Source organism: Bacillus sp. JK106, from assembly GCF_053663355.1.
In genome coordinates this window covers 942,895-956,892 of record NZ_JBSJQC010000002.1, presented here as the reverse complement: position 1 = coordinate 956,892, position 13,998 = coordinate 942,895, and the positions used below count along the sequence as shown (strand labels likewise).

The following is a 13,998-nucleotide window of genomic DNA, read 5'->3' as shown; positions in this document are numbered from 1 at the left end:
TCTCTCTAATTTTACAACATTGCTATAATGATTTTCATGTTTTTCCCAACCTTCAGGCTGAATCTTTTTGATCGTTACTAGGTAACCTAATGAAGTATTTAACTTAAATACAAAAAAACCTGCTTTCAGCAGGGTTTTTTCGGTAAAGGAGAGGTTATTTCCCCACAAATTCTATTAACTATGTTTTTGTTTTAACCATTCTTTCTTTAGCAATGCGTATTGGTAAGTGTTTTCATATTTAGGTGTTCCATCCTCGTGGGCAGTAAATGAAATAAACTCAAGAAAATAACCTTCTTTACGCATTCCTAATCTCTCACATAGTTTTTGTGACCTGCAGTTATCATCTTCAACATATGCATAAAGCCTTCTTGCTTCTTTTTGCATAAAGAGATACTCAAAGAAAGCCTTCGCACTTTCACTTGCGTATCCCATCCCTTCAAAACGGACATTAAAATTCCAACAAACGGAATAGGTATCTGGCTCTTCTTTTAAATAAAATAGTTCTCCGACTAGATCATTACTGTCTTTTAAACAAACTGCAATATAAGAGTCATCTCGGCTTCTTTTTTGAACGTTTACGGCAGCTTCTTCTAACGTAGATATTCTGTCATCAAGAAAGCAATTCACTCTCGGATGTGCCGAATATTCCAACAGACCTTGCGCATCTTTCTCGGTAAAATTTCTTAAAATTAAGCGATGGGTTTCAATTTTTTTCATTTGCAGTCTCCTGTTTCATTGTTATCGACCTTTGAAAAGAACTTCTTCGTTTGTTGAAGAACTTATCACAATCTATTTTTACTATAATGATGGGTGTTATCATCTTTGTCAAAAACAATAATCATTCATTTGCCGCCCGCAATGTAAAGTACTGAACAATTTTCGTGAAAAACCCTCAGTATCGAATATAGAAACGAGCAATAGTAATAAAACAAAGTTAAGCCATTAAAAGCTTATTGAGTATTTTTTCAAACTTATTTACGCTCATCATCTCATGAGTGAGAAATGTCCCATTATAAAACATACTGAAAGTCGTCCAAACTGCCGGGGATTTTTGCGCCATATCTTTTGACGATATTCGCCGGGCCTGAAAATGAAGTCCTTTCTTTTCAGTCAGTTCCTTTAAATCCTTTAACACTCCGACTGCAAATGGGCATTGAACTGTATAAAATATTGTGATTCCCTCATCATTAACGGAATTACTTTTCACCTGTTTTTTAAATACAGGAGGATGTGCATGTTCATTCCACGTCAGTGACACCAACTGAAAATAGGGTTCTGCTTCATCTTGCACAGCAAATCCCATATGCTCGAAGAAATGCTTATCACTTAAATAAGGGAGTTTTTTCTTCCCCACTATATGAACTATCCCATCCATACCGCGGGATTTTGCATCTGACACACATTTTTCTAACAAGTGTTTCGCATGTCCGTTATTCTTATATTTACCTGAGACCCAAAGGCAATTAATAAACATAAAATTAGGTGCGCTTACCGGGACCCACGCTTCTTCTGCAGGTAAATATTCAATAAAAACTTTGGCCCGTTCGTTTAGGCGGTAGAACACCAAGCCATCACTCATCCGATCTTTGAGCCAGCTCTTCTTTTCATTTACCGCATCCTCATATTGCTTCGTACCTAATGCACAGCAAATATGATTGTCATCAATATTGTCCCTGGTCAACTCAATGTATTCCATTTTTCCTCACCCGCTTTCTTTTGAAAACATCAGCTTTACTTCCGGTGAACATTGTAATTTCTCAGAAATATAGAGTCCCAGAACCAATATATGAACGCAGCAGCAATGCTCATTATGTAATAAATGAAACTTCTGAAAACCGTGAAATCAATTGACGGATTACCTATGTGCCAGAACAAGAACACAGCTAAAAAAGCGACTGCTGTATAAATGAAAAGATGAACCAAACTAAACTTTTTAGGCTTCTTTCTTAGCCATAGTTGCACAGGAACAGCAAACAAAAAGTAAGTAATCAATGCGTAAAAAGCAATGATAACTATAGTAACCAATGCAATTGGCACAAAACCCGAGTATACAAACATATATAGCCCGAAAATCAAACCATACGACAAACTTGAAAAAGCCAATGTGTAAGTATAGCTTTGCCTTTTGCTCCAAGACGCCGCTCCCATATATTTCACCTGCTTTTTATAAAAATACATTTCTCATTTTTTACCTATTTTTAAAATCAGTATATATCCATCACTTTAAAAGATCTATGTTTTTTTGGCAGATCATCAATTCACTATCTTAATATCCAGAAATTTTATTGCCATTAAAAAAGGTCAAGGAAATACCTTGACTGTGTATCGCTCACCAATCTGCATCCGGCTCATCGTGTTCGAATCCGTAAAAGCCTTTAATCCACACATCTCCGCAGCCGGCTCCTTTTGTGATCAATAAGTAATGATTTCTGTTTGCATCACCATTCACCTTATCAGCCGCGCTCAAGTTCAAATGATTACCCCTGAAATTCTTTTCACTAAGGGTAAAATCATATCCTGCCAGTGTAATTCTCTGCAGTTTGATATTCAATGTACATCCGTCAGCATTGTAGATGGTGAACCTGTATCCCAGCTTAGTCGGCCAATAATGAAGGTTTTTGTCGTCAGCCATAAAGAAACCTGTTTCATTCTCTGTCATTTTAAAGCTGACCTTATGTTCATCTTTTGTCATTTTGGCCGAAACAGTTCCGATCCCCAAGCACCATGTTAAAAAAACTCCTGCGATACCCAACCCTATCTTTTTCATATTCATCCCCCCACTTCCTTATCATACATTATTTAACAAAATATTAAAGAGCATTTATAGACTAATTACAAAACTAAAATAGCCTATCAACACGCCACTAATTATTAAATAAGGAACATATTCAGCTTGGTTATAGAGGGAGGATACTATGTTTGACACATAGGTCTGCAAAAAAGTATAGCTAAGTAACTTAATATACCTCAATATATAACTCTCCTCACGAATTAAACAGCTGATTTAAGTGGTAGAATTAGTCGAATTAATATAATAAAAGCAATACCTAAAAAGGTATTGCTTTTTTCATTTGTCATTATGAGTTTTCCATCATAACAACATTGGTAATATTATTTTTTATTCCACTGTTTACTGAAATCCATCGTTTTCCGTCTAAGGAGAATAAAACAGTGCCGGAATCCCCTACTGCAACAAAACGTTTATTTACGTAATCCCATTCAACATCATTTAGTTTGTTGGCTGTAGGGGAAGATGCTTTAGTCCAATTGTGCGCATCCTCAGAATAATAAATTGATCCAAGATCTCCTACAGTAATGTATACTCCATCTTTATAAGTAACAGAATTCAGAGGAGCATTATACCCCAGTACCGTCGTTTGAAAACTTTCGCCTTTATCAGATGAAACAGCAACTAAACCATAATCGCTAAATGTCCCTCCTGCTTGTTGTCCTACGGCCACCACCTTATCTCCATTGTAAATAGCATCAAAATATTCACCATCAAAACTTCCTTTTCTGGTAAATTTAATGCCATCTGAAGACTCACTTATATAGTTTGTAGCATATGAGTTACCGAACATAAGAATCTTATCATCAATCGCAACTCCAGTGTACACGACACCTAAGTAGCCACCCGTGGTGTAACTTGACTCTTTGGATTTATAACCACTGACTTTCTGTGACCAATTCTCATCACCGCCAATTGATGTGAAAATTGTTGAACTGGTCCCATATCTGCGTGATTCTCCTCCACCGGCAGCAAATTTATTATCACTTGTTTTGATTAAATCAAAAATTGGCCCGCCTCTAAAACTCGCAAGTTGATCCCATACTTTTAAACTATTATTCCATTTCAGTATTTTTGCATAATAACCATCGTCCGCAGTAGCATATAGGTTTTTGCCATCAAATGATTTAACATCTTTAATTGGTGTTGTAGATGATTTATAAACCCATTTGTTATCAGCATAATTAAAAACAGAACTAGAATTAACAAAATGATAATGACTTATATCTCCCGACTCAGATAATAATGAAGCATTTTCACTAGGAAGAATGCCTGCTTCCGCAGCAGAAGCTACGTTATTCATAAAAGAAGTTTGTGAACCTGACTCAGTTACAAAACCTACACAGCCCAAGATAGAAACTGAGGAAACTATTTTCATTAACATACTACTTTTTCTATTCATATGTACCTCCGTAATCTAATAATCACATAATAGTTCAATATTTTTACTGCATAATATTAACACATCATCATAAAAAAGTCAATTTGCCTATAAATACGCTCGGAATACGTCCGGTTCTCATGATGGATGTTCGCACATAATATTTTAAATACAATATTACATCGTTTATTGAATCACTAAAGACAGTATCAGAAGATAATATCTAGTGAGTTTCCCGAAAGTGTAAAGTGGTGTAACAGCCCATCAAGTCAAATATCGACAGAAAGATTACGACCACAAATTCAAAGCAAGAAACGACAGCCCCCATGCACATAGACCAAACATTACAAAGAACCTAAGCAAAGCTTCGAATTTTGTAAGTCTTCGCTCCCTTTTCGTTTTACCCAATTTCCAATAAACGGCGTAGCAGGAAAACACCAAAATAAGTTGTCCAAGTCGCGACACAGATTCTAAGAATTCTATACCATTCATTGATTTTCACCTCGTTTATTTAAACAGAGAGTCCTTCTTACAGCGTTTATCCAAAGCACTAATTTCTTCGGTTATAAAAACCGCTTGAGGAATTTGTTTGTAAAATGGTTTGCGTGCCGCTTGTTAAAAACGGCCCATCCTTACTCCCCCATGTATCAATCAAGATGAATTTTATTATCTCAGATGGAAAGACCATTTCCAACAGTTATGTAAAAATAAGTAAATTTCAAGATGTCTAATTGTATAAGAAAAGCTGTCTTATCCAGCAGAACCATGAGTGCTGCGTTTCCCATTAAAGCGTCAAAGAAGCATCATAAAAGAGCAGCTTTTAGGCTCATTCCCGTGATTGTATCCTCCTGTCAGTCCTGCTGGAATAAATTTGCGGAAAGGTCAGTTTTAATCCGCCGCCCTGCTCACCTTCGACCCTTCTTGCAGCTTCCCCACAAATATCCGATGAACAGCTTTTAACTCTTCCCTGTGTGAATCCCTGAGTGAAATCTGACTCTTCCCAAAACTTATCTGGCCTTGCATCGTGGAGCGCCAATTCTCATGCATAAATTTAATTCAGGATATTCGCATTTTGCTTTTCGTCCGGTGAACGTGTGATTTCCAAGATGACAAGGGCCATGAATGAGATCATCATGTCGACACTTACATTGTTTCCGATATAAATAGAATATGCCTTATCTTTGATTGAAACAAATTGTTTTAACAAATCATGTAAAATGACTCCCTCTTTAAGATTTGTATTTGAACCAATCGCACGAATAGCAGCATTTGGCGCTACTTAAACTCACGTCTCCTTTCACGCTGGAAAACGGACTTATGAATGAAGTTTTATCGATTTTAAGGTATCTTTGAACCGGATTAAATGATGTAACAGGGTTAGGGCTGATAAAGGGCAAAAACTTAGTGAGCCAGTGATTGTCAAATTTATCTTCCGTCAGCTTTTTATCGCTCAAAAAAAGCCTCCTTTCAAAACGTATCTTTTTATGTATATATGTAAATTCTGTGCATTTGGAGATGACAAATCATCCATAGAATCTTCCCTGCATAGCTCCCTCAATTTTTGTAGAGACACTTGCCTGCAAAAATGTAAGGGTTTTCAAAATAAGAGCAGTGTGCTAAATTGTAAGATAAGTAAAAATTTTCTGCGAATATTTGAAAGGGGTGTATGATTTGAAAGCTGTAGTAGCAACAAAAGACAAAAGTATAGCGATCGTACAAAAAGAATTACGTCCTTTGCGGCATGGTGAAGCCAAAGTTAAGATGGAATACTGCGGTGTATGTCATACTGACTTGCATGTTAAAAATGCTGATTTCGGGGATGTTACCGGCGTCACTTTAGGTCATGAGGGAATAGGCATTGTGACTGAGATTGGTGAAGGCGTAACAAGCCTGAAAAAGGGCGACCGCGTCTCTATTGCCTGGATGTTTGAAAGCTGCGGCCGCTGCGAATATTGCTTAACAGGCCGTGAAACCTTGTGCCGTGATGTAAAAAATGCCGGCTATACAGTTGACGGCGCAATGGCTGAAGAAGCAATCGTAGCGGTCGATTATGCAATAAAGGTGCCGGAAAATTTGGATCCTGCAGCAGCAAGCAGCATTACTTGTGCAGGTGTAACAACTTATAAAGCCGTTAAAGTCAGTGAAATTAAGCCAGGTCAATGGATCGGTGTATTTGGAGTCGGCGGTTTAGGCAACTTGGCTGTTCAATATGCAAAAAATGTCTTTAACGCTAAAGTAATTGCTTTCGACATTAGCGATGAAAAATTGAATTTTGCTAAGAGCTTAGGCGCTGATGCGGTTGTAAACAGTTTAAACGAAGACCCCGTCGCTAAAGCAAAAGAAGTGACTAACGATTTAGGGCTTGATGCAGTGGTCATCACGGCTGTCTCTAAAACCCCTTTCAATCAAGCGATTGATGTTGTAAAAGCAGGAGCTCGCATAGTCGCCGTCGGTTTACCGGTGGACAAAATGGATTTAGATATTCCCCGTCTCGTGTTAGATGGAATTCAGATAGTAGGTTCATTAGTGGGTACCAGAGAAGACCTGAAGGAAGCTTTTCAATTTGCTGCAGACGGTAAAGTTGTACCTAAAGTTACAAAACGCCCGATTGAAGATGTGAATGATATTTTTGAAGAAATGGAGCAAGGCAAAGTGACCGGCCGCATGGTTATCGATTTTACTTCCTAATCATTAAGGCTGCCGGGAATGATACGGCAGCCTTTGATCTCTATTCTTGCTCTGCGCCCCACCCAGACTGAATGAGACTTTGTCATTTAGTTCAGAAAAGAAGCTCTACAGACCATTCAGCGGTTATTCATTTTGCAAGTACTCTCTGAACTAACCCTGATACCAATATAATGCAAGGTCATTCATTGCCGAAGCGTAGCCCTGCTGTCTTAACATAGTTGTTATGCTGCCCCGATGATAAGTTCCGTGATTGGCAACATGGAATAAAATTTCTGAGTAAGCAGTTTCTCTGTAACCTAACCAAGGATTATTTAAGTTCATTTTTTGTTCTAAATCTGTTTGGCTATTCATCCATTCTTCAAACTGTGAAGCCAGTTCTTCATAAGACGCTGCAAATTCATCTGCAGAATATAAATGAGCTCTTTCCGCATAAGCCACAGAACCTTCCAATGCTTCCTGCATGTCTATTCCTTTAAGCACTTGCAGCCACATAACATCCACCGCGCAGATGTGACTGAACGTTTGAGCAATTGTAGGATATGAACTGTGAACCTCTTCATAAAGGACATTACTTGGTAATTCCTTTATTCTTTCTAATAACGCTTTATTCGCCCACACATGATACTGATACATATTTTTCGCATGGTTCATTTAACATCTCTCCTTTAAAGTTGATACTTGTGATTATAAAAAAAGATATATGACAGCAGATTGTCATACATCTTTATAAATTTTCATTATTTTTTCGGCTTCATCCATTAAAATTGATTGCAGTTCCAGCGGTTTTATAATTTTAGCGCCACTGCCAAAGCTCAAAAGAATTGATTTAAGCCATCCGGCATGCTGAGGCCGATACACAGAGATTGTAAACGTCATACTTCCATCTCTGTTCATGACTTTTGAAGCGTTCTGAAATTGATCTAATACTTTAGCTATGGAATTAGGATTAACCCAAATGACTACATCCGCAAACCCTCCTAGGTCGGATTCTGAATAAGATGGTTCATCTTTCACTTTGTGACTGCGCAAAAACTCTTCTTGAGTAAGCGTTATATTCATCATACGTGATACTCTAAATTCTCTATCATCTTGACGTTCTCTGCAGAAGCCATATACATACCAATTACGAAACTTATAATGAAGGTGGATAGGTTCTACTTCACGTGATGTAAATTCATTTTTATTACTGACATAATCAAAGCGTACTGCCTTTTTTTCCTGTATAGCTTTTCGCAGCCGGATTAATGAATTCGGTTCTGTTCTAAGGCTTTCCAAGTTAACATACAAAGTCCCGCTGTTTTCGCTTGTATCCAGAGATTTTAATCTATCTATCGTGTGTTCAACTTCTTTATCTTCAAAAACACTCGACAAACTGCTTAATACTGTAATTAAATTCAATACATCATGAGAACCGATTAAACTTTTATCAAATTTGTATCCTCTCATTATCCCAAAACCGCCGTTAGCCCCTTGGTATGAAACGACTGGTATTCCAGCTGCACAAATCGCTTCGATGTCTCTATAAATTGTCCGCGTTGATACTTGAAATTCATCAGCTAAACTGGAAGCAGATAAAATTTCATTATGTAAGAGCTTGAAAATGATTGATAACAAACGTTCTAATTTCAATTCTCAATTCCTTTCCTTATTAGGGTTGGAAGTGCTCTTTTTACTCTGACACATTTATGCCGTTCACCTCCTGTCACTTCAAGATACCACGCAGAAAGCTTAATTTTTCCACCCAACCGCATAATACGCGAATTACCATATACTTTGTGACCCTGATAAACCCTTCTATCGCTTCATCTGATATTCAATAAAACGCCTGTTCTCTTCACTGAGTAATTTGAGGCTCAATTTAATCTACATAATAGTTCACTGAATCTCTCAACAATTTTAGATAAAAATCTTCTTTTTATAGAGATGTTCGTTCTATCGACATCCTTATGATAAATATGGTAAAATTCTTAAAAACAAGGGAGTGTTGTTACATATGAGTCTTATCATTTTAGCATCCACGCTTTTATGGGGTGCAGTGATCCACGAGCTAAACAAACCTTCAAAAAAGCAAAGTAAACGAAAAATGATCCCTTTGGTATCCCTCAGTTCTTTATCTACTTTAATCATCACAATTTCGCTTTTTTCTAATTTAATTGGTTGATATTTGTTATGAGGAAACCCGCCAGAGGTTCCTCATAACACTAAACCTACTCACTGCACACTTTACAGCAGACCTTATCAGAGTGTTTGCTTAACACTTTGTCCATTCTCCCCACAGGCATCTTCTTCTCACTTGGAAGTGTAAGATAAGCTGTTATCTCATCCCCTGATTTTAATGTTTTTCCGCAGATAGAGCATGTTAACTCAGTATTAAAGAAATTTTTTAATCCCATTCAGAAGCCTCCTTATTTACCTTTATAAAGTAATACGTTAATGCTTTATAAAAGTTTCACGTTAAAGAAATACTACTTGCCTGGGAATATACTTCGTTTCAGTTGATCCGCAGCCGCTTCGGTCAACGTTGCCTAAATGATATACTCACTTAATTAGGAGGCTTCTTCCTTATTCTGAACTGGCAGATACGCTGATGTTCCCGCACAGGGTTAACGATCGCCTGCTTTAACTCCAAGATACTTCCAATAAGGAGACCGCCGTTCAATGCAATCTCTGCGTTTCATATTGATTGTAAAACATTAGAGTGAAGTCATCTTCATGCATTGACCAGTTTACTGCAGTGCATGGATTGTTAATTTGTGACATTTATTTGTCCTCTTTAAATTTTTCTTCTTCTCTCAGCTTGAAAAAGAAGGAATTATTTTATAAATATTGTAAATTTATAACTGTATCACATTCACTATTAAGAGGAGGAATACGAATGAAAAAGAAAATTATTGCCGGCGCTCTTGCTTTTGGGTTAATTCCGCTAATGGGGGCTGCAGATGTTTCTGCAAAATCTTTGCCGAATCAAGATAAAGTCATGAAACCTGCCGGTTGGTCATGTGACGCTCCGTATATTGCGTGTCAGCCTTTTTCTGGCGGTACCGGTAAGATTTCATTCAACTATCAAGGCAGCTCTCCAGGAAAAATCAGAGTTTTTGTAGCGAATGACGGCAGCAAATCTTTCAAATTCACCATTAATTATCCTAATGGGAATACACTCTTATCCTCTACGACACTAAATGCGGGGAAAACGTTCATTCAAGAATTCAGCGTTAACCAAAAAGGAGAATACATCCTGAAATATGATAGCGGCACCGGTGATAGTGTCGATGGTTTCTTTAGATCTGTTGAGATCTAAATTCCGTTAGGAAAGTCGGCAGTTTTGCCGACTTTCTTTTCCAAGCATTCTGCAGGAATAAACGTAAAGTGTCGAATAAACATATGACCTTTTTGAAACGGAAACTTTATCTGCACCACAAACCCGCAAGCAGCCTCCTTGTATCGTACCTTCCGTCCCTTTGTGATTTGTTTTGATTTGTCGTATACTGCGCTTGCCCGGGAAATGATGAATATTTTCGTTAACTATAATTTCCCTGTACCTCTTCGTATGTGGCTCTGCATGATGAAGTAACTTCATGGCTCACCACTTTCATCCACAGTTTTATTGCATGTTGAGCCATATCCCTCCTCTTTAAACAGCAACCCGTCCCATCCATTTCTCTCTTTCCATTATTTCATATTCTTAGAAGCTCTTCATTTTAGGCTTAATATCCATTTTTTCTTATTTAGACTTAAATCTATGTCGAAATTTATCGTCCGGCATATTATGTACTATCCTAACAACAGGAGGTGGCAATAATATGGGGAACTACGGTGGAAATTACGGTGGAAGTTCTTTCGTATTGATCGTTGTGCTTTTCATTTTGTTAATCATTGTAGGTGCTGCATTCCTTTTCTAGCACATTGACGATTTATATTCGTCTCCCAAACATTGCATCCCTTAGTTCGGACAGACGCCATAAGAAGTTTTATGGCGTTTTTACTTTTTAAAAAAATCTATCTAAGATAAACATTTTTTATTTTCACTCTGGTAAGCGGGAGAGTTTTCTCCCCTGCCTGCGCCAATATTGCCGCTATGAAGAATAAGGCGAACAATTCAATTCAGAATAAAGACTTGTTCATGAACAAAACCCCTAAATAGTTGTTAAAAAACTAAGGCATTTTTAATTCATCAGGATTACAGAGGCTGTGAACTTAAAAAGGATATTACTCACCTTTATAAAATTGTCATCGTTAGATTTAGCCACTGAATCTTTTTTGTAAGGGTCCGCCCACAAAATGCGGTGTTCTCACATTAAATCATTTTCACATAAAAAACCGGATTCCTCTTCTGAAAGGTTCCGGCTTTTCTTTTTGTTCGGTATTTGTCAGTTAATATGCGGGAAATAGCTGGTGACGTGCACACACCCGCTATTATAATATTTCAATAGAGCCTTCTGTTCCATGAACGCGGATTCGCTGCCCATCTTTTATCAATTGGGTTGCATTTTCAACTCCAACAACTGCAGGTAAGCCGTATTCACGCGCGATAACCGCTCCATGGGTCATCAGTCCGCCAACTTCAGTGACCAGGCCTTTTATGGACACAAACAATGGTGTCCAGCTGGGATCAGTATAGGGGGTAACTAATATATCCCCATCTTCCAAATCGGCATCTTCCATGTTTAAAATAACCCGTGCCCTGCCCTCTATGACTCCCGAGGAAACGGGCAGCCCGGCAATCGCTCCGGCCGGGAGATTTTCTCGTTTGTACTCGCCTGTAACGATTTCACCGTCAGACGTGATAACACGCGGCGGAGATAGTTTTTCATATACTTTGTACTCGCCTTTTCGTGTGCTGATGATTTGGTAATCCAATTTATTTGTGCGTACGACTTCCTGAAGTTCTTCAAAAGTGAGATAGTATATGTCTTCTTTTTCATGAATAACCCCCGCTTTTGCGAGTTGTTCGGCTTCTTTCAGTAAAGCCTGCTTATAAACGAAGTAGCGGCTGATCATGCCGTATTTTGGATATTCTCTGAATCCGCTGAAGTTCCGGATGATTTGGATCATTCGTTTAGTTTCTCTAGCTTTTTGTTCACCATCCGGTAATTGCTTCAATCGGTCTAATAACTCTTGTTCTTTCTTCAACGCCTCCTGCCGCCCCTGCTCAAATTTCCGCTGGCTGGCATTTGGCTCAAAGTTTTTGAGATTATTAAGAATCATAGGGACAAGTGCAATTGGTTTTTCGCTCCATCGAGTTCTTGTGATATCAATTTCTCCGGCACATCGCATTCCGTACTTGTTGAGATAAGCATAGATAGCGTCATGGGTTTCCCGCCCGCCTTCAAACTTCACCAGCCCATCCAAAAAGTGATCATCTTTTACATTCTCTAAATAGGCAATTACTTCTGGATAAGGACGGATCACATCGGCGACGTCCAATAGCGCAAGCCCCATTTCTGAAGTAATATTATGGGGTACAGATTGAGAAAGCGTATCTGCTGCGTTTTTTTCACCTAACCACTCGTTCATTTTTTCGTTAATCCATGATGAAGCATCCATTGCAGTTCGAATCAGCACCGAACTTTTTGGATTAAATAAAATATTCTTTAATTCCTGGATATCTTCCAAAATAAAACGAAATAAATCAGATCCTGATTTCGTCTGGATGTTTTGTTTTAACTCTTCTATCGATGCCTGACTGCTCTTAATCAAATCAGAAACAATTGCAGGATCATTTTCAGCTTGATCCGGCATATCTGCATTGCCTTTGCCGGGAATCGGCGCCGTTTTATCATGTATCGGCTTAATGAAATCATGTCGCTCTATTATGGTCATAAGTGCGTCTTTTAAGAGCGGATCGTGCTGCCCCATACCTTTTAAGAAAACTTCTCTGACATTAGGGGATGCCAGTTGATGTGTGACATCGACAAATAGCCTTCCGCCGGCTTTACGCATGGGTGCAGCAGTCGTCAACAGAAAAAAAGACAATCCAAGGGGTTTTATGGGATCCGTCATCATTTGCTGATGACCGACAGAGATATAGACGTGATTTTCTTGATCGTGCGCTTCAGGAACGGGGTATAACGTTGTGATCGGACGACTTTGGACAATATAAAAAGTATCGCGGTCCAAACACCATTCGATATCTTGCGGCTGGCCGAAATGAGCTTCGATCTGTCTCCCGATACGTGCCAGCTGTAAAATTTGTTCATCAGTCAGTGTTTGAATCTTTTGCTGATCAAGAGCGATCTCCTGTGTTTCCGTTCCGCCTTCTTTTCGTCCATAGATAGCCAATTTTTTAGTTTCTATTCTCTTATCGACGATTTGCCCGTCCTGTACTTTATAACAATCGGCAGAGACTAAGCCGGAGACAAGTGCTTCACCAAGTCCAAAACCGGCATCAATGGATAGCAGCTTTCGGTTTCCGGTCATCGGATCAGCGGTAAATAAAATCCCCGAAGCCTGAGGGAACACCATCCTTTGGATGATAACGGATAAATAAACTTGGCTGTGATCAAATCCATTTTGCATACGGTAAATGACCGCGCGATCCGTAAATAGGGACGCCCAACATTTACTGATATGCTGCAAGATCGCATCGAGGCCGGTAATATTTAAATAGGTGTCTTGTTGACCGGCAAAAGAGGCATGCGGTAAATCCTCAGCTGTCGCACTGGAACGTACGGCATAGGCATGTTCTTCGCCGAACCGGGAGAGATGGCAAGCGACTGCTTTGACTACATCTGAAGGAATTTCTGCTTCCATAATGGTTTGCCGGATTTTTTTGCTGACTTCACTAATTTGATTGCGATTCTCCGCTTTCAGCATGGTCAGTTGATCCAACAGCGCTTGTAACGTTTCGTTTTGTTCAATGGCTTTTTGATATCCTGCGGTTGTGACACAAAATCCTTCCGGTACTTGTATTCCTTGGATTTTTGATAATTCCCCTAAATGTAACCCTTTTCCTCCAATGAGCAAAGGCTGTGTTTTTTCAATTTCGTGAATGCCGAGAACCAAAGAACTCATTCTATATCTCCCCTTCAAAAAAATTTGACAAGAGCTTTTCAGCATGATATAATCATAATATAAGATGGATAACTATGACCTTTCACACAAAAAGCGTGCGTGTTCTGATTATATCACCGTGTCTGTTTTT

14 protein-coding genes and 1 pseudogene are annotated in these 13,998 nt (G+C 38.6%); 3 read left to right on the top strand and 12 right to left on the bottom strand.

The genetic code is table 11. The annotated features are described in order from the left end of the window. Window positions 1-174: 174 nt before the first annotated feature. From ACWJJS_RS09940 to ACWJJS_RS09910, 7 genes are all read right to left on the bottom strand, one after another. On the bottom strand, window positions 175-717 hold the full coding sequence (locus ACWJJS_RS09940; RefSeq protein ID WP_454023526.1) for a GNAT family N-acetyltransferase: 543 nt from the start codon (window positions 715-717) through the stop codon (window positions 175-177). A gap of 217 nt (window positions 718-934) precedes the next feature. After that, on the bottom strand, window positions 935-1,696 hold the full coding sequence (locus tag ACWJJS_RS09935) for a GNAT family N-acetyltransferase (RefSeq protein ID WP_454023525.1): 762 nt from the start codon (window positions 1,694-1,696) through the stop codon (window positions 935-937). Window positions 1,697-1,731: 35 nt separating this feature from the next. Continuing rightward, complete coding sequence (locus tag ACWJJS_RS09930) at window positions 1,732-2,148, bottom strand: UPF0715 family protein (RefSeq protein WP_454023524.1); 417 nt, start codon at window positions 2,146-2,148, stop codon at window positions 1,732-1,734. 181 nt (window positions 2,149-2,329) lie between these two features. Then, a complete protein-coding gene (locus ACWJJS_RS09925) occupies window positions 2,330-2,773 on the bottom strand; it encodes a hypothetical protein (RefSeq protein WP_166706263.1) in 444 nt (147 codons plus the stop codon). Window positions 2,774-3,077: 304 nt separating this feature from the next. Continuing rightward, on the bottom strand, window positions 3,078-4,190 hold the full coding sequence (locus tag ACWJJS_RS09920; RefSeq protein ID WP_454023523.1) for a WD40/YVTN/BNR-like repeat-containing protein: 1,113 nt from the start codon (window positions 4,188-4,190) through the stop codon (window positions 3,078-3,080). 267 nt (window positions 4,191-4,457) lie between these two features. Beyond that, window positions 4,458-4,661, bottom strand: coding sequence for a hypothetical protein (locus ACWJJS_RS09915; RefSeq protein WP_166706265.1), 204 nt, complete (start codon window positions 4,659-4,661; stop codon window positions 4,458-4,460). Window positions 4,662-5,220: 559 nt separating this feature from the next. Next, the gene (locus ACWJJS_RS09910) at window positions 5,221-5,376 is read right to left on the bottom strand and encodes a hypothetical protein (RefSeq protein ID WP_232484479.1); all 156 of its coding nucleotides are present in this window, start codon (window positions 5,374-5,376) and stop codon (window positions 5,221-5,223) included. 464 nt (window positions 5,377-5,840) lie between these two features. On the opposite strand from ACWJJS_RS09910, the gene adhP reads away from it, so the two are divergent. Beyond that, window positions 5,841-6,857 carry an alcohol dehydrogenase AdhP gene (adhP, locus tag ACWJJS_RS09905; protein WP_454023522.1) on the top strand — a complete coding sequence of 339 codons (1,017 nt, stop codon included), beginning with the start codon at window positions 5,841-5,843 and terminating at the stop codon, window positions 6,855-6,857. Between the two features lie 150 nt (window positions 6,858-7,007). On the opposite strand, the gene ACWJJS_RS09900 is transcribed toward adhP, so the two are convergent. The 4 genes and pseudogenes from ACWJJS_RS09900 to ACWJJS_RS09885 all read right to left on the bottom strand — a co-directional run. Then, a complete protein-coding gene (locus tag ACWJJS_RS09900; protein ID WP_014305055.1) occupies window positions 7,008-7,508 on the bottom strand; it encodes a DinB family protein in 501 nt (166 codons plus the stop codon). Between the two features lie 63 nt (window positions 7,509-7,571). Next, window positions 7,572-8,486 (bottom strand): helix-turn-helix transcriptional regulator, encoded by a 915-nt coding sequence (locus ACWJJS_RS09895; RefSeq protein ID WP_014305054.1) that lies wholly within the window; start codon window positions 8,484-8,486, stop codon window positions 7,572-7,574. Window positions 8,487-9,064: 578 nt separating this feature from the next. Continuing rightward, entirely contained in the window at window positions 9,065-9,250 is a 186-nt protein-coding gene (locus tag ACWJJS_RS09890; protein WP_058906042.1) for a hypothetical protein, read from the bottom strand. Between the two features lie 216 nt (window positions 9,251-9,466). Then, window positions 9,467-9,617 (bottom strand): annotated as a pseudogene (locus ACWJJS_RS09885) (class 1b ribonucleoside-diphosphate reductase subunit beta); the annotation flags it as partial. 115 nt (window positions 9,618-9,732) lie between these two features. Between ACWJJS_RS09885 and ACWJJS_RS09880 the strand changes: the two are divergent. Both ACWJJS_RS09880 and ACWJJS_RS09875 read left to right on the top strand, forming a co-directional pair. Then, window positions 9,733-10,155, top strand: coding sequence for a hypothetical protein (locus tag ACWJJS_RS09880; protein WP_003154036.1), 423 nt, complete (start codon window positions 9,733-9,735; stop codon window positions 10,153-10,155). A gap of 502 nt (window positions 10,156-10,657) precedes the next feature. Then, window positions 10,658-10,756 carry a YjcZ family sporulation protein gene (locus ACWJJS_RS09875; protein WP_003154037.1) on the top strand — a complete coding sequence of 33 codons (99 nt, stop codon included), beginning with the start codon at window positions 10,658-10,660 and terminating at the stop codon, window positions 10,754-10,756. Window positions 10,757-11,270: 514 nt separating this feature from the next. Here the strand turns inward: ACWJJS_RS09875 and ppsA are convergent. After that, window positions 11,271-13,868: a phosphoenolpyruvate synthase gene (gene ppsA / locus ACWJJS_RS09870; protein WP_454023521.1), complete on the bottom strand. Its 2,598-nt coding sequence runs from the start codon at window positions 13,866-13,868 to the stop codon at window positions 11,271-11,273. Between the last annotated feature and the right edge of the window lie 130 nt (window positions 13,869-13,998).

Coding starts and splice junctions, on each gene's coding strand:
- ACWJJS_RS09875 (WP_003154037.1), top strand. CDS start 10,658: ATGGGGAACTACGGTGGAAATTACGGTGGAAGTTCTTTCGTATTGATC.
- ACWJJS_RS09900 (WP_014305055.1), bottom strand. CDS start 7,508: ATGAACCATGCGAAAAATATGTATCAGTATCATGTGTGGGCGAATAAA.
- ACWJJS_RS09890 (WP_058906042.1), bottom strand. CDS start 9,250: ATGGGATTAAAAAATTTCTTTAATACTGAGTTAACATGCTCTATCTGC.
- ACWJJS_RS09920 (WP_454023523.1), bottom strand. CDS start 4,190: ATGAATAGAAAAAGTAGTATGTTAATGAAAATAGTTTCCTCAGTTTCT.
- ACWJJS_RS09880 (WP_003154036.1), top strand. CDS start 9,733: ATGAAAAAGAAAATTATTGCCGGCGCTCTTGCTTTTGGGTTAATTCCG.
- ACWJJS_RS09915 (WP_166706265.1), bottom strand. CDS start 4,661: ATGAATGGTATAGAATTCTTAGAATCTGTGTCGCGACTTGGACAACTT.
- ACWJJS_RS09925 (WP_166706263.1), bottom strand. CDS start 2,773: ATGAATATGAAAAAGATAGGGTTGGGTATCGCAGGAGTTTTTTTAACA.
- ACWJJS_RS09930 (WP_454023524.1), bottom strand. CDS start 2,148: ATGGGAGCGGCGTCTTGGAGCAAAAGGCAAAGCTATACTTACACATTG.
- ACWJJS_RS09935 (WP_454023525.1), bottom strand. CDS start 1,696: ATGGAATACATTGAGTTGACCAGGGACAATATTGATGACAATCATATT.
- ACWJJS_RS09940 (WP_454023526.1), bottom strand. CDS start 717: ATGAAAAAAATTGAAACCCATCGCTTAATTTTAAGAAATTTTACCGAG.
- ppsA (WP_454023521.1), bottom strand. CDS start 13,868: ATGAGTTCTTTGGTTCTCGGCATTCACGAAATTGAAAAAACACAGCCT.